15 protein-coding genes and 1 pseudogene are annotated in these 18113 nt (G+C 54.7%); 15 read left to right on the top strand and 1 reads right to left on the bottom strand.

Annotated features, from left to right (window positions below):
* Nucleotide 1: 1 nt before the first annotated feature.
* From WKS99_RS06450 to WKS99_RS06380, 15 genes are all read left to right on the top strand, one after another.
* A complete protein-coding gene (locus WKS99_RS06450) occupies nucleotides 2-7210 on the top strand; it encodes an immunity protein Imm33 domain-containing protein (protein ID WP_340405577.1) in 7209 nt (2402 codons plus the stop codon).
* A 45-nt stretch (nucleotides 7211-7255) separates the two neighbouring features.
* Nucleotides 7256-8029, top strand: a complete 774-nt coding sequence (locus WKS99_RS06445) for a hypothetical protein (RefSeq protein ID WP_340405576.1) — start codon at nucleotides 7256-7258, stop codon at nucleotides 8027-8029.
* Between the two features lie 73 nt (nucleotides 8030-8102).
* Complete coding sequence (locus WKS99_RS06440; protein ID WP_340405575.1) at nucleotides 8103-8966, top strand: CbrC family protein; 864 nt, start codon at nucleotides 8103-8105, stop codon at nucleotides 8964-8966.
* Between the two features lie 28 nt (nucleotides 8967-8994).
* On the top strand, nucleotides 8995-9273 hold the full coding sequence (locus WKS99_RS06435) for an Imm32 family immunity protein (RefSeq protein WP_147571324.1): 279 nt from the start codon (nucleotides 8995-8997) through the stop codon (nucleotides 9271-9273).
* Complete coding sequence (locus tag WKS99_RS06430; protein ID WP_340405574.1) at nucleotides 9270-10382, top strand: hypothetical protein; 1113 nt, start codon at nucleotides 9270-9272, stop codon at nucleotides 10380-10382. Before WKS99_RS06435 ends, WKS99_RS06430 begins: the two co-directional genes overlap by 4 nt.
* Before the next feature lie 52 nt (nucleotides 10383-10434).
* Entirely contained in the window at nucleotides 10435-10824 is a 390-nt protein-coding gene (locus tag WKS99_RS06425) for a hypothetical protein (RefSeq protein WP_340405573.1), read from the top strand.
* Between the two features lie 36 nt (nucleotides 10825-10860).
* Nucleotides 10861-11610, top strand: a complete 750-nt coding sequence (locus tag WKS99_RS06420) for an SMI1/KNR4 family protein (protein ID WP_340405572.1) — start codon at nucleotides 10861-10863, stop codon at nucleotides 11608-11610.
* 53 nt (nucleotides 11611-11663) lie between these two features.
* Nucleotides 11664-12014 (top strand): hypothetical protein, encoded by a 351-nt coding sequence (locus WKS99_RS06415; RefSeq protein WP_147571328.1) that lies wholly within the window; start codon nucleotides 11664-11666, stop codon nucleotides 12012-12014.
* A gap of 66 nt (nucleotides 12015-12080) precedes the next feature.
* Nucleotides 12081-12596: an SF0329 family protein gene (locus WKS99_RS06410; protein WP_340405571.1), complete on the top strand. Its 516-nt coding sequence runs from the start codon at nucleotides 12081-12083 to the stop codon at nucleotides 12594-12596.
* Nucleotides 12597-12614: 18 nt separating this feature from the next.
* Entirely contained in the window at nucleotides 12615-12974 is a 360-nt protein-coding gene (locus WKS99_RS06405) for a hypothetical protein (RefSeq protein ID WP_186853072.1), read from the top strand.
* 14 nt (nucleotides 12975-12988) lie between these two features.
* Entirely contained in the window at nucleotides 12989-13648 is a 660-nt protein-coding gene (locus tag WKS99_RS06400) for a DUF3885 domain-containing protein (RefSeq protein WP_186853073.1), read from the top strand.
* 28 nt (nucleotides 13649-13676) lie between these two features.
* Nucleotides 13677-14456: a hypothetical protein gene (locus WKS99_RS06395; protein WP_340405570.1), complete on the top strand. Its 780-nt coding sequence runs from the start codon at nucleotides 13677-13679 to the stop codon at nucleotides 14454-14456.
* A 10-nt stretch (nucleotides 14457-14466) separates the two neighbouring features.
* The gene (locus tag WKS99_RS06390) at nucleotides 14467-15180 is read left to right on the top strand and encodes a hypothetical protein (RefSeq protein ID WP_186853075.1); all 714 of its coding nucleotides are present in this window, start codon (nucleotides 14467-14469) and stop codon (nucleotides 15178-15180) included.
* Nucleotides 15181-15365: 185 nt separating this feature from the next.
* The gene (locus WKS99_RS06385; protein WP_186853076.1) at nucleotides 15366-16241 is read left to right on the top strand and encodes a spondin; all 876 of its coding nucleotides are present in this window, start codon (nucleotides 15366-15368) and stop codon (nucleotides 16239-16241) included.
* Nucleotides 16238-17119 carry a DUF4261 domain-containing protein gene (locus WKS99_RS06380; RefSeq protein WP_340405569.1) on the top strand — a complete coding sequence of 294 codons (882 nt, stop codon included), beginning with the start codon at nucleotides 16238-16240 and terminating at the stop codon, nucleotides 17117-17119. The genes WKS99_RS06385 and WKS99_RS06380 overlap by 4 nt, the downstream gene beginning before the upstream one ends.
* 418 nt (nucleotides 17120-17537) lie before the next feature.
* Here the strand turns inward: WKS99_RS06380 and WKS99_RS06375 are convergent.
* Nucleotides 17538-18053: pseudogene (locus WKS99_RS06375) on the bottom strand (O-acetyl-ADP-ribose deacetylase); the annotation flags it as partial.
* Nucleotides 18054-18113: the final 60 nt, after the last annotated feature.

The following is an 18113-nucleotide window of genomic DNA, read 5'->3' as shown; positions in this document are numbered from 1 at the left end:
GATGTATATCAAAAAATACTGGGGCAACTTTATGGGAGGCTCGGATGACAGCCTGAACCTTGTGGCATTTTTAGAGGACCAGAAAAAGGAGGAGATCCCCCTCAGCGAGATTTTTGCCAAGATTGGGCTGGACAAGCAGACCTGGGACTTCCGCCAGACTGTGGAGTATCTGGAATTCACCCACTCCAATGGCGTGGAGATGGACTTTCATTTCGCCATTGATGTGGTCACCGATCTGGCCGCCGTCCTGCTGGAGTGCAGCATCAGCGGCGGCGTAGACCTCCACGACCTGGATTCGTACCACACCCCCCATCGCCGCATCCGCGTCACCGCCACGCCGGAGGAGCACGACGCCATGAACAAGGCCCTGGCGGATTTTGCGCAGAACCCGCTGGAATATGACCTCAGTGAGATGATGGACGACGAGGAGATCCAGGAGATGGCTCGGGATGTGGAGGCCCTGCGGAAGGAGCTGTATGAGTCCGCCGGCCGCAACCGCAGCTACCATGTGAAAGCGGAGGATGTGAAACATCTGCTTCCCGACTGGGAGGGTGCCGATGGCTGCATCGCCACCAACCGTATCACGGTGGAGGGCTGCAAGGTTGGCTACTGCTACCGTGAGGAGCCGGACGGCGACTGGGACAGCGGCTGGCGCTTCACCGCTGGTGACGAGAGCGAGGCGTACATGGACGACCCCAACAATGCCGGGATCTACAAGCTGAATACGATCTGCAACGACGATCCCGACATCATCCCTCTGCTGAACACCCCCGCTCCCTGCGCCTTTGAGCGGGATGAGCATGGTGTGTTCCAGCAGATCAAAGACTGGAAACCGGAACAGGACGAGGAGGAGCCTGATATGGACATTTTGAAGCAGTGCCAGAAGTGGAATGAAAACGACGAATATCAGAAGATCATTGACGCGCTGGAGGCCATCCCCGCCCAGGAGCGCACCCCTGAGGAGGACAGCGAGCTGGCCCGGGCTTATAACAATTTGGCAGACCCATATAAGCCAGGTGGCAAGGATATGCTCAAGAAGGCCATCGCCCTGCTAAAGCCCCACGCGGAATATTTCGAGGGCGACCACTGCTGGAACTTCCGCATGGGTTACTCTTACTTTTATCTGGATCAGGAGGGCCGGGCTCTGCGATATTTTGAAAAGGCATTGGAAGCCCGCCCCGGTGATGAGGACACCAAAGAGTTTATTGACTGGTGCAAGAAGGGCATTTCCCTGCCCCAGTTCTCGGAGTGCTTCCGGGAGCGGACAGAGGACTGGTGGGAAACCTTTGCCGAGATGGAAGCAGAATTGCGCCAGATGATGGATGAGGACAAAGACCACACCCGAGGTGCGGAGATCATGGCCCAAATGGAGGAAACCCTGAATTTGGTTTTTGACGAGATTTCCTTCGAGATGGGCTTCAACGGCGAAAAGCATGAGCTGATCCTCACCCCGGAGGGTGACAAGGTCAAGCTGTTTGAGCTGGTCTATTTCCAGAAGCACGCCCCCAAGGAGGTACTGGAGCACTGGAATATCCTTGTGGGCCGTCAGCCCCTCCAGAACATCGGCCTTCGCACCGAGGATGGCTGGGAGATTTCCGGAGAGGATGTGCAGATCTGGCTGGAGGAGCAGGGGGAGAACAGCTTCGCCATCTCCGTCTACTGTGAAAAGCTGCTGCCCATGCTCCGTGAGGCGGAAGGCCGGGCCTGGTGGATGCTCACTACCCTCACCGATCAGGTGCTGGGCGAGATCCCCCACATGAGATACATAGACAGCTTTGATGTGCTGGAGGAACCCAAGGCAGAGCCGTCCTTCCTCCTGTCCCAGCTGCCCGACAAACTGCGGGAGCAGGGCCTGGAGCTCTCCACTGATCCGGAAGCCTATCTGGAGAGCTATCTTGGCTACGAAATGAAACCCAAACAGGACCCGGACGCTGACTGGCGGCTGGATGTAATGGCCGGTTCCACCTGCTGTGTGCCGCTCATCAACGGCTATCTGAATGCCGACAATGATTTCATGGACGATCTCCATGCCGACGGCGCAGTAGCGGGCTTCTTCTGCTATCCTCTGGATACCCTGCGGGAGGAGGAAGGAACGGAGAAGATCTTCGACTTCCGGGACAAGCTGGAGGAAGTGCTCACCGCCGGGGACGGCCCGGAGGTGCTCACCCTCACTGGCGGAGCCACCGGCCTCTACTGCGGCTATGTGGACTTCATCGCCTGGGACATCCCAGAGGCACTGAACATGGCGAAAGCGTTCTTTGAGGACAGCGACATCCCCTGGGCCAGCTTCCACACCTTCCGCCGTGAAGCGGGCACAGTGAACCTGAAAACACCGCCCCAGGAGGAACCGGACGATGAGGAGCAGGCCCCCGAGCTGGACGAAACGCTGACAGGCATGGACTATATCCCTTACACTCCGCAGAACGAAGAAGCATTCTTCCAGCAACTGGAGCAGTGGAACGACGAGGACGAGTACACCCGCTGCATCCAGGCATTGAACGCCATCCCGGAGGACTGGCGGAACTACCGCACCGCCTACGCCCTGGCACGGGCGCTGGAGAACTATGCCATCATCGGGGACCACGACGAGGGCACCCCCAACTACAAGGGGGACAAGGCCCTGCTGCGGGCCATTGAGGCACTGGAGTCCGTCCGGGAGGAGGGCCGGGACAAGGCGGAGTGGAATATGCGGATGGCCTACGGCTATCAGTATCTCCACGGGCAGGAGGAAAAGGCCATCCCCTACGCCCGGCGGTGGGCGGAGCTGGACCCGGAGGACGAAAATGCCCCGGCGGTGATTCGGGAGTGCAGGGCGGAGATCCGGAAACGCCAGCGCAGCCGGAACAAGAAGGCCAAATTCGTACCTGGCAACACCCCGTTCGAGGGCTTCGACCTCACCAACTTCTGGGATGATAATTGGTATGCGCTGAAGGAGTATGTCAGTGAGCCCCCCTCTGACGAGCTGATCGCCAGCGTGGAGGAGGAGCTGGGCTACAAGCTTCCCGCCGCCTATATCTGGTTGATGAAGCGGCACAACGGCGGGATCCCGGTGAACACCTGCTATCCCTGCGATGAGCCCACCTGCTGGGCGGAGGACCATGTGGCCATCACCGGCATTTTTGGAATTGGGCGGGAAAAGAGCTGCTCCCTCTGCGGGGAATTGGGCAGCCAGTTTATGATCGACGAGTGGGAGTATCCCGCCATCGGCGTGGCCATCTGCGACTGTCCCAGCGCCGGGCACGATATGATATTCCTGGACTACCGGGCCTGCGGCCCCCAGGGAGAGCCTGCGGTGGTCCATGTGGATCAGGAAAACGACTACAAGATTACCCATCTGGCAGACAGCTTTGAGGAATTTATCCGGGGCCTGGAACATGAATCCCTGTATGATCCGGATAAAGAAGATACAGACGATCTCGACGAGGAAGATGACGCTGACGGGGAGGAAAACAGCCACACAGGCGTCTTCACCGGCTTTGTCCTCCTGTCCAAGGCAGAATGGGATAAAGAGCAGTTCATCCGGGACATGAAGGAAAAGTGGGACATCACCGTGGATGAATACGACACCAGCGAGGAAAAGGACGATGACGCCCTGGTGTTTGAAGTAGGCGATATGCTGGCCGCCGTCAGCCTGGCCTCCTCTCCTATCCCCGGTGGTGAGGCTGAGGTAAATGCGGAAAACAACTATATGTGGGAGGATGCAGTCCAAGTGGCCAAGGAACACCGTGGCCACATCATGGTAGCGGTTCTGGGCAAGGAGGAGAAAGTTCTGGAGAAGGGCAAGCTGTTCACCAAGATGGTGTCCGCCTGCTGCCGCCAGAAATATGCCACCGGCATCTACACCAGCGGCGTGGTATTTGAGCCCCGGTTCTATGAGGGTTTTGCCGATATGCTCAAAGAGGACGAACTGCCCATCTTCAACTGGGTCTGGTTCGGTCTGTACCAGAGCGAGGGCGGCTTGAACGGCTACACCTACGGCATGGATGTGTTCGGCAAGGAGGAGATGGAGGTGCTGAACGCCGACGCCGAGCCGGAGGATCTGCGGGACTTTTTGGCCAGCCTTGCCTCCTATGTGCTGGCGTGTGATGTGACGCTACAAGACGGCGAGACCATCGGTTTTGCGGCAGATGATAAGCACACCATCACCCGCAGCCCCGGAGTCTCTCTGCCGGAGGAGCAGATGACCCTGAAAATCAGCTGGGAGCCGCTGGATGACGGCCCGGATGATGACGGTGGGGACGGTCCGGAGGGTGAAGGACCTCAGGATGAGGAGCCCGGCCAGCCCGAGACAGGTTCCCTCCTTTCAGCGGAGGATATCGAAGTTTTGGAGTCCTTTGATGACGGTGCATCGGGCTATTTCGGGAAAATGATTCAGTGGCTGGATAACTTTATTGAACAAGGCATTCAGGAAGGAAGATTTACAGAAAAACAGGCCCGTCAGGATCTTCAAATCGCCCTGTGGTACTCCTTCGCTTACAACAATCTGGACTCCTACCGCTGCTACTGCAAGGCAGCGGAGTGGATGAAGGACTCGGAACAGAACGCCAAAGGCTGCGCTGCTTGGTACTACCGCTACTCTGTGGCCCTCATGTACTGCGGGAAACTGAATGAGGCCATGGAATATGCCGAAAAAGGCGCTCGGGAGGAACCAGACTACCCCTGGGTGTGGCTTCAGGTGGGCAAGCTGCGGGCCCACTTTGGAGATAAAGCCGGGGCTTTGGAGGCGGTGGAGCGGGGCCTTGCCATAGAGCCCGGAGACCACGAATTTACCGTCTTACGGGAAGAGATCGAAACCGGTGCCACCCTGGAACAGATGGAGTATCACTGGATCAACCCGGATCTGGATCGGAAACTCCAGATGGGGTTGGATGAGGACGCTGATGACAAGCAGCGCTCCATTTCCTGCATCACGGTCAGTCAGAAGGGGCTGGAGGACTTCTGGAAGATATTCGGCCCTAAGCCGGAGGAATACGAACCAAATAATCCCTTCACCCATTTCCCTTACAGGAATATGGATTTGGTATTCCAGATGAACGAGGGCGGCATGTCCAAACTGAGCCCAGAATGGCTGTGGAAACTAAAAGGTTGGCTGGATAGCGGGGACTGGCTGGAGCGAAAACACCCGGACGGCAGGGTTGCCCGCCTGGACACAGTATTGGTTGGGCTGGACTGCCGCATCGGTCTTCTTTACAAGTTGACGGATCAGGAGGAATACTTCCAAATTTTTATCAATCCAGATGGCACGGAGCAGACAGACACCCTCTGGTCCTCGGAAGGAGGCAGCCAGCCCGAGGTCTACACCGAGGAGGAGATGGAGGCCGTCGAGGGGCACATCCAGCAGTATTTCGGCAAGTTCGAGAATGTGTTCCACGAGCTGGTTTCCCCCGACATCCATGTGGACATCTGCGTGGTGCCGCCCACAGAGGAGCGGGATTACTACACCCTGGTGACGATGGGCATGGGCGCCCACCGGATGAATGTGCCGGAGGAGCTGGCGGAGTACAAGCTGGAGCGGGCGGAGCTAGCCATCGCACTGCCTGCGGACTGGAAACTGGATCAGGAGTCCATGAAAGACGAAAAGTGGTACTGGCCCATCCGTCTGTTAAAATCCCTGGCCCGTCTGCCCATCAACTGTGACAGTTGGTTGGGGCATGGTCATACGGTGGAGAACCGGGAACCATTTGCAGACAACACCAAGCTGTGTACTGCTACCCTGATCGGTCCCCAGGGTACGGAGGATGGCTGCGAGGTCTGCACCCTCCCAGGCGGCGAGGAAATCAACTTCTATCAGGTCATCCCGCTTTATGCGGATGAATTGGACTATAAACTGGAACATGATGCAGACGCTCTGCTGAACAAGATGAGGGGGATCAGTTTTGTGGTAAACCCCACCCGCCAGGATGCTGTCACTCGTGGTACCCTTTCCAATAATGATTTTGACGGTGAGATGGACGACGCTTCCTATCACCTTGAGAGCATTGAGGAGAAGGAACTGCCCATTGACCCCATCAATGCTTATAACCACATGGCTATCTACTTGCGCTGGTGCATGGAGCACGACCTGATGGGCGAGGACTTTCTGAAAGAATACGGCGAAGTGGCCAAACAGGTCAAAGCCGACCCTGCTAGCGTGGATCTGCGGGCGTTTATCCGGGATGAGCTGGACGGCTGTCTGTTCTCTGTGCTATTCAATCAGCAAGGCCGCGCCTTTGCGGGCTATTACTACGGAGAGGACGACAGCCCCTACTATCCCGCCGATGTTGACGACAATGCCCACCGCTTCTTCGGCCCGGAGCGGTATCACTCCGATGAGTTCCGGGATGAAGCCTACCTGTTCATCCCCTTTGATGAGGACTACTACCAGGCCATGGCAAAGGCGATTGAGGAACGCTTCACCAACTGGCAAGGACAGGACTTCGACGAGGACACACTGGAACCCTCCGAACTGGCTGAGGCGTTGATGGAGTATCTGGACTGTGAATGCACCTATTTCCCCTCCATGAAGGACGATGACCCCATTATGGCCGCTTACGGTTATGCCAAACGGGAAAGTGTCAAAGAAGGCTTTGTGCCGGTGCTCATCAAGGCGGATGACGAAACGCTGTTGGAGTGTCTGGTAATGAACGCCGACCCGGAGCATGATGCGGATTGCTATGAATTTGACCTCAAAACCGTGGAGGAGTACCGTAAAAAGATGCTCTCCGCCCCCATCAAGGACAGCAAGGCAGTTCTGGAGGAACTGGTCGGCCAGCGTAAAGCGGAGGCCGAGGATGACGATATGGACTGGGATGAGGAAGTCCTGGGCGAGATGGAGGGCGGCTATGACAATGACCGCTTCTCCTGCTATTGGGATTCGGACAGCCACATGACCTATCCTCTCATTCTGGCCAAGATCCCGGTGAAGAACCCCTGGGAAATCTTCGCCTACCTGCCCTTTGGAAACTGGAATGAGTGTCCTGACACCCCGGACCTGATGGCAGTGGCGAAATACTGGTTCGAGCAGCATGGTGCCATCCCAGCCGCCATGAGCCACGATGAACTGGAGTTCCTGCTCCCGGCCCCTGTTTCCCAGGAACAGGCTATGGAAGTTGCCGCAGAGCAGTACGGCTTCTGCCCGGACATCGTGGACCAGGAGCAGGATGACCCCACTGTGGGCAATCTGGCGGATGTCCTGCGGCAGTCCACCGTCTGGTACTTCTGGTGGGATTGATGGGCTGTATCGGAATGACAGAATAGCAACGATAGGAGGAACGTTATGAAAAACTTGCAGATACTGATAACGTGCTGTTTCCTGGTACTGCTGACTGCCTGCGGGCGGGAGGGCGGCGGCACGGCCCAAACCCCTGTTGCTTCAGAGGAGATCACAGAGAGTATCACGCAAATGCCGGATGAACAGGAGAGTGAAGCCATGCCGGAAAATATGGAATTGGGGATCACAGTGAACGACGTCTATTATCCGATTCCGGTTTCTTTGAAGCAGTTAACCGAGGATGGGTGGAAAATCAGCGGGCAGACACCCTATTTCCTGGAGCCGTTTGTGGGTGAAGAGTATTACGAAACGCGGGCAGATTGGTCCCTGACAGAGGATGGGCAGGGGATTTTGCCGGGTGGGTCCATCATCCGGCTCCTGGAAAAAGACGGGGTGTTGTTAGAGGTGACCATTACAAACCAGGTGTCCACAGGGTCGGATACGCCACCTCAAAAAATCGAAGATGGTGTGGTAGATTCTATGGTGGTTTTTTATGATGAGAAACACACCAGCATCAAATTGGATAATCAGGAACTGAACCATGTAACCCAGGATTATTTGATTGAGAGGTATCCTTCCAGTGATGGTTGGACTCATCTTCCCAACACATACAGCGATCATCCAGAGTTTGGGATTTCCACAGAATATACCATCGAAAATGATCTGAACCAGTACAACAACAGTATCACGATCTATTTCGATTTGGAGAACAGACCGTTCAAAGTAAGTGTATGGAACGAGACCCCTCTGGACCAGGTGGAGCTGCCCCCACAAACATGACGGGCGGACTCATGTTTCCAGAGAGTGGTCTACGGTTTGGTGCTTCTGGTGGGATTGATGGGAGGTACGCCCGATGACAGAATATCAGAAAACCTACATCGAACTAAAAAAGCAGTTTTCCGCAACCGACGGCGGTCCGGACAGTGTCCGCGCTCTCTATGCCTTTAAGGAGGAACTGGAGCAGAGTGAGGACCGGCAGGCCAAGGAAGTGTTGGTAGATGTGTATGATCTGCTGGACTTCAAGAAGGATGCCTATGAACTGCTCTGCCAAATCGGCAAGCGCTCCGATAAAAAGACCCTCAAGCGGCTGGGCGTCTTGAAGGACTATGCGGAGAGCTGGGGCAACCACTATGCCATCCCCAAGCCCAAAACACCGGAGGAAAAGCAGAAGGAGAAGGAGCGGCGGGCCCAGCTGGGCCTGCCCACCTTCCGGTATCATCCGGACCCTCTGGAAACCGGCGCTTTTGAGGAGTCCGCAGATGGCGTTGTCTGCGACTGCTGCGGCAAGACGACCCGCATTTTCTATACCAATCCGTTCTTTTCTGTGGAGGAAGTTGCGTATCTGTGTCCGGCGTGTATCGCCAGTGGCGAGGCGGCCCGGAAATATGACGGCAGCTTTCAGGACGATTACTCTGTGGATGATGGTGTAGACGATCCGGAGAAGCTGGACGAGCTGATCCACCGCACCCCCGGCTACTCCGGCTGGCAGCAGGAATATTGGCGCGCCCACTGCGGTGACTACTGCGCCTATCTGGGCCATGTGGGAGCCAGAGAGCTGCGGGCACTGGGTGTGCTGGAGGGGGTGCTGGACGACACCATGTGGGACGAGGAACAGAAGGAACTGATTCAGGAATCCGTAAACGGCGGGCATCTGCAATGCTATCTGTTCCAGTGCCTCCACTGCGGAAAGCACCTGGTCTGGATGGATTTTGATTGAGAAGTTTTCAAAAGGTGGGATACAAGCGATGACAACCAAAACACTGACTATTCAATGGAATGAGGAACAACTGCCCATCCTTCCGTTAGAGCCGGAAGCCCACCTCTCCTTTGCCACCCATGATGACGGAAATGAGTTGGAGCTAACAGGAAACCGGGCTGGGCTGCTCCTATTGGCGAAAGCCGCTCTTGGTATGGCGGAAACCATTCGTGAGGATGGATTCCACATCCATCTGGATGACCTGTATAGCATCAACGCCGAGGGAAAAAGCATCCTGATTCGAAAGGAGGAACGGTCAAAACCATGATGGAAAAAACCTTCCTCAACCCCGCTACAAATAAGCAGTGGCGGATTGAAATTGACGGCCATACCATCCGAACCTGCCCCAATGGCGGGAAGGTCAAGGAGATCCTGTGTGACTCCGCCTTCCAGGTCAAGAGCAAGGCGGCCAGCGCCATGATGGGCCAGATGCGGAAAGGATTCGTCTATCAGAATCCGGACGCCGCTGTTGGGCAGGTGCGGTGCCATCGGTTTGTCGGAAAGGACAGCAACGGCTTCATGCCTCTGGCCGCCGCCCTCACGCGGGATGACTTCTTCCTGACGCGGGTGGTAGGCGATTTTGAGGACGAGCTCCTCTATCACTTCGATGGCAATGGGGAGATCCTCGAAACGATTTCTCTGGGCGGCAAGCGGATGACCTATGAACAGGTTCTCTGCCCCAATGATACTCTGCTGCTGAACAACAGCTATCTTTTGGAGCAGTTCTCCCTCCGCACCCATGCGGTCACCCCCTTTGCCAGCAAGAAAAACAGCATGAAGGCCATGCTGGACCAGAGCGGCGACCTGGCTCTGTGGTACACAGGCGAGGAAATCGTGGTCTTTGACTTTGGCAGCAACACAGAGGTGTGGCGGGAAACGGTAAAATGCAAGAAGTCGAAGAATCCGAATTTTGCCTATTACTGCTTCGGAATGCTCTCGCCCCGTCAAAGCAAAGCGGCCTACCGTGTCACCGAGGGTGAGTATGTGCTGGTCGATTTGAAGTCCGGCCAAAAAGTAGTGATCCCCAATGAGGGCTGGCATCCCTTCTTCTCCCCGGATGACCAGTGCTTCTCGGTGGGCGGCAGGTTCTATCTGACCCAGACCGGAGAGGAGATGACCAATCCTTTCCCGTTTTCTGTCCGGCAAGGGCTGAGTTTTTCAGATACCTGCACGGTGCGGACAAGTGGCAGCCTGATGGCCGTTCAGCAGGAGCGTGGCAGTTCCCCCATAGAGGTGTGGGATACCGGCAGCGGCCAGCTGCTGGCCACCATTGACGACCCCTTTGTGGTGCGGCAGGTGAGTTTTTCCTTTACCAAGAGCGGACTTGTCCTGCACACCGATTATGGGGCCATGAGCATCTATTCCTGCCCCCTCTGAAACGGAGGGATGAACTATATTTATTTTTACGATGAGAAAATGGAGGGGCACAATGAACTTTAACGAAGCAATGCAAATGCTTGGAACCAAGTTGCAAGGAAAGTACGGGCATTTAGGCTTCAAGTATAAAAAATCCGACAAAACACTTACGAGGCACAGTAAAAATTTCACCTATATGATTGCGTTTTCCTCATTTGGCGGGAACACAAAGGATAGCATAAGCATAGAGGTTTGCTATATAATCAACACCCGTCCATACGACCCTTATGGTTACGCCAAACCAGACGCCAACACACAACCACTGTTTTACAGTTTAAGAGACAATGAAATATATCTTGATATAGGAAATGAAGAAAAAATTAACAATGCCTTTGAGATTGTTTGTCAGTGGATGGATAAATTACTGATTCCAAAAATGAATGAGCTTTGTGCTACCGAGTAATGTGGAAGTTAAGGTTGGGAAAGAGCGTGGACACCTATGGACAAAGAATCATTGACAGTAAAACTCCTGGACTTGGCTGAGGGACGGGAAACACCTGAAACCTGGCAGAACTGGTGGGACGAACATGAGACGGAGTTGGAAGCCCTGCTGAGTCGGGGTGAATTTCTGAAGCTGAAGCCCTGCCGGCATGGTTTTCAGTGGGTCCCGGTGTTTGGCAGCCAAAAGGGAGCCATCGCCATTCTGGAAAAGAGCGGCACAGCATTTGAGGCCAGCGATCTCTACCAGGATCGGTATCTGGCGGAGCTGGACGCTTTCTGCAAGGAGCAGGAGCGAGTGCAGCGGGAAAAGCAAAAGGAATTCAAGACCAACAACCCGGAGTTGTTTGGCCGATACCCCAAGTTCTCCAAGGCGCTGGCAAAGGTGCTGGACTCCTCTGATGAGATCCAGCCTGCCGCCACGGAGGTGCAGATTGGGAATCAAGAAAGCGTGCTGGACTTCACGCTCCCGTCCCAGGTGCGGGAGTTCTTCCTGCTGACCGCAGGCATCCAGGTGTCCGCAGGCGTGACCATTGATTTGTCCGGCCTGTTTGATCTGACCATTCATAGAGAGCGGTATTGCGTGCTGGGCGAGTTCTGGAAAGAAGCGGACGGCGACCAGCTCCTGCTCCGCCCCGGAGAGGAAACCATCTGGTACTACGCCCATGAGCAGGACAAGGTAAAGCGCCTCTGCAATGATATGACAGAACTGCTGGAGAAGAAACTGGCGAGGTATTTCAATGAGCAATAAAAACAGCGCGGTGATTGAGGGCCGAACTGTAAATCAGCGAAGGAAGAATGAAAATGACATTAGAAGAAATGTTCTGTGATCTTTATGATAAATATAGTAAGGATTTTAACTGGTATATGATCCCCTTCACACAGGCGGACGGGGCATTTGTTGCTGAACTAAACAAAGAAATAGGACAAGACCACTTCTTATACGGCAAAAAAATCTGGGCGGTTGCGAAGTGCGAATCCAATGATGATGTGTTATATGTTCTCAGAAACGGAATAGGAAGAGACATTTACTATCTGTTTCATTTGACTTATTCGGCACAAAATGCGGACGGATTTCCCCGGTATGAGGAGTTTGCAGATATATTTGCAGTAAAAGAATTTATAGAACGATCATATATCGAGGATTATATGTAATCTTCAAATTTCAATTTATTGGGAATCTACCTTACCCGCAGCGGCAGCAGAAAGGAGGCGGTCACTATGTCAACTTGGAGCGGAATGCGGAACAAACTGGAAAGTGACTATCTGTGTCCGGCGCTCCGGGGCCACATCCAGTATTTTGCCACCAGTTACAGCAAAAGTGCTGACCATGAGGGCCGGGCAGCCATTCGTGTGGACGGCGTGGAAGTGCTGCGGAGCAACTACTACACCTATTTTGAGAATGTGTGGACGAAATTTCATCACCTGCGGTCCACAACGCTGAAGGATCACGACTCCGCAAAAGAGGCCATCTACCAGGCTCATGCCTTTGCGCTGGAGCAGGGTACCTTTGACCAAAAGGTGTTCTATGAGGCGTTTGGTATCTTTGACAACCAGAGCATTGAGAAAAGCCTTGTCAGCGAGAATCCTCTTGTCCGCATCTTTGCCCTTCTGGACCGCAGGCTGGGAAAGCGCCGCCTGCTGGCTTTGGAGGAATCCATGGAGCAGGAACTGGACTGGGTACGGGCCTTCTATGTGATCCGGATGCAGGCAGAAGGGCTGATGGAAAAAGAATAACATTTAGGAGGAACTGCCATGTCACAGATTGCATCCTTTTATCTTCTCAAAGGCGGCCAGCGGCAGGAATTACCCAACGGTAACTGCTCCGGCTCGGTCTATATGGCCATCTGGGACTGGTGTGAGCGCGAGCTTGATCTGGATGTCCGTTTTCCTGCTCCCCAGACGGAGGACACCCTGGACTGCGCTCTGCTGGAGGGAGAGCTGGCGTCTAAACTGCTGGCAGTTCTGCGGGAGCAGGACCTCCCGGAGCTGACCGCTGAAATTGCCCCAGACTGGGATCTGCCCACCGAGGCGGTGCAAAGCGGACTTGAAACGCTGCGCTCCCATCTGGAACTGGTGCGGGGCAATACAGCCCTGCTGTATGAAATGTTATAAGACGGAGGGATACCATGCTGGCAAAGCGGTTTGAACACATTTTACATGATCTGGGCATGGCTGGGCTGGAACACCCTTTGTTCTACCATGCGCCGGTGGGCATTCGGCTTGAGATTGGCGGAGATGAACCAGTCTATCTGGAATGCACCTATTTGGACGAGAACACCGAGAAACTAACTCCAAATCCCGCCTATGTTCAAGGCGCACTGGAGCGGGCGATTATGATCTACCGTAACCTTCCAGCGCCGCCAGGTATTCTGCGAATTGACGGGTATCCCGAGGAAAAACCTGTCGAGTCCCTGCTGACGGCCATCCAGCAGAGGGCCGCACTTCCTGCCCCGCATGAGCAGATCACAGCGACCATGATGGACGAGGACGGGGATACATATGCTCAAGTACAGTTTTACTGGGATCTCAGCAAAATCAGCTTTCAACCGGAGCGGCTTCTCCAGGAGATCATTCTGGGGGACATCGGCGGCTGGAACGGCTTTGTGTCCAGCGTCTATCTGACCGGGCCGGGGCCATTCCTCTACCACCTGTACGATGACCGTGGGTTGGATATACTGGGCGGCTCACGGGAACTGCTACTGCCGCTCTATCATCAATTCCATGACTGGATCTTGGAATACAATCTGGAGAAGATTGACCGACTGTTCGCTCCGGCAAAAGAATGACCGTACAGACAAAAAAGGAGGCATCACGATGGGACTTGATATCTACGCCGGAACATTGACCCGGTACTATTCTCACAACTGGAAAACCGTTGTCCAGCAGTGGGCGGAGGAAAACGGATACGCCTTTAACCGGATCACGCCGGATGGAGAACCCGCTGACAACGAGGAGGATCTGTCCCCGGCCGAGGTCCAGGCGGCGGTGGAGAACTGGCGGGATCAGATCTTGAGCGCCATTTCTCAGCCGGACCAGCCCCCCTACACCCCCTGGCCGGAGGATAATGAGAAGCCCTATTACACGGACAAGCCGGATTGGGATGCCTTCGGCGCTATGCTGCTGGTGGCCGCCTGTCGTACATACGAGGAACCGGTGCCATCTACTGTGGAGAAAGACTGGGACTTCATGGGGAACCCTATTATCGCCCGTCTTTCGGCAGATAAAGAACGGGTTTGGTCATTGTTTCGCGGTGCTACATGGTGGATTCCTTTGTCGGCCAGCTTCCTGTTCCAAGGACCGCTTCCTACCAACGATACAGCTACAATTGGTACGGTAGGAGGGCTTCGAAAAGAGCTGGAGAAGCTGAACCAGCTGGCGTGGCAGGCCGATGAGGATACCATCCTTGATTGGGCGGATACGGAGGGATACCCGGTAGACGGAACCATAGACGCAGATGGGCAGTACAGCAAGGCGGACATCCCGGAACACACCCAGTATGACACCCAATCCCTGGCCAAGTTCGCCTTCTCCATGTTCTGGCGGGCCATGCGATTTGCCGAGGAACAGCAGGTTCCCATTTTACTGGATTTTTAGGGAGGTTTTTATGGGATACGACGTGAGTTTTCACCCGATTTCGCCGGAAGAAATGCGGGAATGGTATTTTACTCCCCTTACTTGGATACAGCAGGGACAGGAGGAAAAGGTACTGGCCCTTGCCGCACGGCATGGAATGGAGGATTTCTATGCGGAAAAGTATCTGGATACCCTGCGGGTCGGGGCGGGGACAGAGCCGGATGAATTGTTTGATAAGAGCCACGGCTTTTATATTGCGGTAATCCAGGGCTTTTTCCGGGATTACTATTACACCAGAGGCAGTGCCTTTTCTTTCTTGGTGGAGCAAAAGCCGGAATATGCCCGGTACTTCACCCCATGGACACAGGTGGTACCAACCTTCTTTCCCAATCCAGCAAAAAATCGGATCATCGAAAACTACTGCTCCGGTGTATACCTGTCTCCGGATCAAGCCGCACAGCTTCTCCGGGATATGAAGCAGGGGCCGAAGGTTCTGGAAGATATGGAGAGGCTTTGGAGCGATGGGCAGCTTGCGGTGCTGAAAAAGGCCCTCACCGCCGCCGTGGAGCTGGGTGCTGGCCTGCTGGAAGCCACTGAGGTAGTGGAGCCCAATCCCATCCGCCCCAATGAGAGTACAAGCTATTCCAACCTGTACCACTGCGACCGGGATGGGGTATATCTCTACATAGACATGGCTCTGAAACAGATTAGCCAAACAATGGAGAGGAGTAAAGACCATAGTTGAAAACAGAAAATTGATAAGAAGGAGAAGCGATGGATGAATGGAATCATCCTTTTGGTGGGCGTTTTATTGTTCGCGATACTGATAATGTTGCTTCTTACAAAGCAATGGGGTGGTCTGATCCTCTTTTTCCTTGCCCTGTATTTGATTTTCAAATAGTGGATGAACTTTGCCTGGAGGTGGGTACTATGGAACAAAGACGCCCTGCGGACATCTTTGCGGAGGCCCTGGACTACCTGTGGAATGGGCTGGGCTTGGAGGAAAAGGGCTGGAAGCGGCTGAAAAAGGGCGACTTCAAAAAGAGAACAAAAAACGGCCTGACCTATCAGATCTGGTTTGATAGGAGCCGATACAACTACCTGGACTATGAGATCGGTCATGGAAATGTGGAGGTAGGCTTCACCTGCATCATTAAGCTGGGGGATGACCGCCTCTATTCTTTTAAAATAGAATCCACAACAGGCGGTTCGTTCTTCCGGATGCTGACAGAGGATCTGCGGCTGGACACCGGGCTGCTGGACACCTTCCTGCCCCTGATCAAAGCCCACTACCTCGATTTTATCGACCGCTTTGAGGCGGACCCGGCAGAGGCGCTCCAGCCGGTCTGCGCCCCCTTTACCCAGCCGGAGGATTACATCTGGCGCATTCATGTGGATGAGCAGATGGTGGAACGGTACGGAACGGCGGAGCAGCTGGCGGAGTACCGCCGTCAGGCGGAACTGCGCGGAACGCCGGAGCACAAGGCAAAGAACTGGATGGGCTCGATGTTGTTCCACCTCTCCCACTCCGATGATGTGGATCACGCCTGGGCCTCAAGCCGCACCAGAGCGGAGCTGGACCAGGTGGTGGACCCCTTTGTACAGGCCAAGCGGCAGACAGGACAGTGGTCGCAGGAGGATGAGGCGGGCTATCAGCTCTACCGGCAGGAGACAGACCCGGAGAAACGCACCTTTCGGGTCTGGTATCTCATCGCCAACCCCCGGGGCCTGCCGAAAGAGTTTGTCCAGAAAGAACTGGAGTTCCGGTGGAAGCTGTTCCCTCAAAAGAAGGAGGAGACCAAATGAGCAATAAAGTGTTCCAGCAGAACCTGGATGACAAAAAAGGCCCCCAACCCGGCGGCCCTTATCTCATTCAGATGCTGTTCAAAGAGCCGGCGGATATGCCGGACAAGGATGAAATGACCGCTGTGATGGAAAAGCACATCGGCGCTGTAGAGTGTTTCTGCCGCGACAAAAAGATGGCCGGCTATGCCGCCCTGGATCATATTGCGGAATTTCAGGACGGTAAGTGCCCGGTACAGTTGATGGTGATGAAATGCGACAAGTTCAAGGGCAAAGGCTTTGACGCCTTCCTGATGAGCCAGATGTGGGACTGCCAGGAGGACCGAGAGCGGATCTTCCGGGAGTGTCAGTATCAGGTCGTGGCCACCGATATGCTGGCAGCGGCGCTTCCGGCGCTGGAACGGGCCAACCTGGACGCCAACTTTTTGGAGGCTCTGGCAGAGCTGTATCCCACCTGCGAGGCGTTCTATTTCCAGAACTGTGGCAAGCTGTTTCTGGCGGAAGATGTGCGTTCCCACCAGATTGAGGGGCCAGACCGTTTCATCCGTTTCGGGGTCAATGTCCGCTTTTTCAACATCGAGGGCACCGAGGATATGCTCATCGATACGGTGGGCATGAGCACTTTGTTCCTGCCGGATCTCCAGTACCACTTCCACGGCATGGACCCCAACTGGGTGGTCAATCATGCCTACAATGTAGCGTCATATATTCTGGGGAACGATAATCCTATTAGCAACGGGGAAACCGTAGACGGCGTAGTAGACGGGAGAGTGAGCCGGGAGATTCAGTGGAAGTGCCAGTATGAGGATGCCCTGATCCAGCCGCCCAGAGGGGTACTGGATATCAACATGGGGGAATATGCCTCAGGGGGAGGACGCTGATCTGAGGGGATCTTTGTGTGTGCCAGCGCGCAAAATGGCGCACACAAAACCGCCTGATTATCCCTCTTATAAATTGCCCATTATCTCGGAAACAGACAGCGAAAAACGGTCCGTTAGGGTTTTCCTTCCCTAACGGGCCGTCCTGTTTTATTAGCTCGGTACAGGCTTTCATATTCATGTGCGGTCGGATTCGCAGCGGGGCTGTTTCACTCCTTCCCCGGCCCCAGCCTCTCAGCAAGCTCTGACCAAAAATGGACAGGGCCATGTTGCTTGCATAGAAATTGTAATTCCGGAGTATGAAAAAATAATTTTATGAAGATATTGAATCCGCGCAGAGTCTGGGCAAAACTTGGAATCGATGTTAGTCTTTTTTGTCGTATTGGGGCCTCGCTCATTTATTTTCCGCAACAAGACAATGGTCTTCAGTATCATCGGCAAGGTCCGCAAAAAGCTTCCTGGCGATAGAAAAGGCCGTCCGGTCAAAGATCACCAGATAGACCGTCACGTCGTGGTCCAGCACAAAGTGCCCGATGATGTCCACAGCCACCTTCAGCGCCTGCTCCTTGGGGTAGCCGTACACTCCAGCGGAGATAAGCGGGAAGGCCACCGTCTGGCAGCCATGAGCCAAGGCCAATTCCAGGGAAGAACGGTAGGCAGATTCAAGCAGTTCCCGCTCCCCGTGGCGGCCGCCCCGCCAAATTGGTCCCACCGTGTGGATCACATATTTTGCAGGCAGCCGGTATCCATTCGTGATTTTTGCCTCTCCCGTCTTACAGCCGCCCAAGGCGCGGCACTCGGCCAGCAGTTGAGGTCCGGCGGCACGGTGGATGGCGCCGTCCACACCTCCGCCCCCCAGCAGGCTCTGGTTCGCGGCATTGACGATGGCATCCACCTTCAGCGTCGTAATATCATTTTGCACAATGCGCAGGGGCATAGAGGCGCCTCCTTCATTTCTATCAAAATCAAATTTCTGCCCATCCTTCTATTTGACCAC

Origin of the sequence: Flintibacter sp. HCN-6482, from assembly GCF_037892565.1 — a bacterium.
Lineage (GTDB): Bacteria > Bacillota > Clostridia > Oscillospirales > Oscillospiraceae > Lawsonibacter > Lawsonibacter aceti.
The sequence above is the reverse complement of the archived record's forward strand: the minus strand, read 5'-3'. Positions and strand labels throughout refer to the sequence as shown.

What these genes read in the sequence shown, in the direction of transcription:
- WKS99_RS06450 (WP_340405577.1), top strand. Translation starts at nt 2, where the DNA reads ATGTATATCAAAAAATACTGGGGCAACTTTATGGGAGGCTCGGATGAC.
- WKS99_RS06380 (WP_340405569.1), top strand. Translation starts at nt 16,238, where the DNA reads ATGAGCAATAAAGTGTTCCAGCAGAACCTGGATGACAAAAAAGGCCCC.
- WKS99_RS06445 (WP_340405576.1), top strand. Translation starts at nt 7,256, where the DNA reads ATGAAAAACTTGCAGATACTGATAACGTGCTGTTTCCTGGTACTGCTG.
- WKS99_RS06440 (WP_340405575.1), top strand. Translation starts at nt 8,103, where the DNA reads ATGACAGAATATCAGAAAACCTACATCGAACTAAAAAAGCAGTTTTCC.
- WKS99_RS06400 (WP_186853073.1), top strand. Translation starts at nt 12,989, where the DNA reads ATGCTGGCAAAGCGGTTTGAACACATTTTACATGATCTGGGCATGGCT.
- WKS99_RS06435 (WP_147571324.1), top strand. Translation starts at nt 8,995, where the DNA reads ATGACAACCAAAACACTGACTATTCAATGGAATGAGGAACAACTGCCC.
- WKS99_RS06405 (WP_186853072.1), top strand. Translation starts at nt 12,615, where the DNA reads ATGTCACAGATTGCATCCTTTTATCTTCTCAAAGGCGGCCAGCGGCAG.
- WKS99_RS06395 (WP_340405570.1), top strand. Translation starts at nt 13,677, where the DNA reads ATGGGACTTGATATCTACGCCGGAACATTGACCCGGTACTATTCTCAC.
- WKS99_RS06415 (WP_147571328.1), top strand. Translation starts at nt 11,664, where the DNA reads ATGACATTAGAAGAAATGTTCTGTGATCTTTATGATAAATATAGTAAG.
- WKS99_RS06425 (WP_340405573.1), top strand. Translation starts at nt 10,435, where the DNA reads ATGAACTTTAACGAAGCAATGCAAATGCTTGGAACCAAGTTGCAAGGA.
- WKS99_RS06410 (WP_340405571.1), top strand. Translation starts at nt 12,081, where the DNA reads ATGTCAACTTGGAGCGGAATGCGGAACAAACTGGAAAGTGACTATCTG.
- WKS99_RS06420 (WP_340405572.1), top strand. Translation starts at nt 10,861, where the DNA reads ATGGACAAAGAATCATTGACAGTAAAACTCCTGGACTTGGCTGAGGGA.
- WKS99_RS06430 (WP_340405574.1), top strand. Translation starts at nt 9,270, where the DNA reads ATGATGGAAAAAACCTTCCTCAACCCCGCTACAAATAAGCAGTGGCGG.
- WKS99_RS06390 (WP_186853075.1), top strand. Translation starts at nt 14,467, where the DNA reads ATGGGATACGACGTGAGTTTTCACCCGATTTCGCCGGAAGAAATGCGG.
- WKS99_RS06385 (WP_186853076.1), top strand. Translation starts at nt 15,366, where the DNA reads ATGGAACAAAGACGCCCTGCGGACATCTTTGCGGAGGCCCTGGACTAC.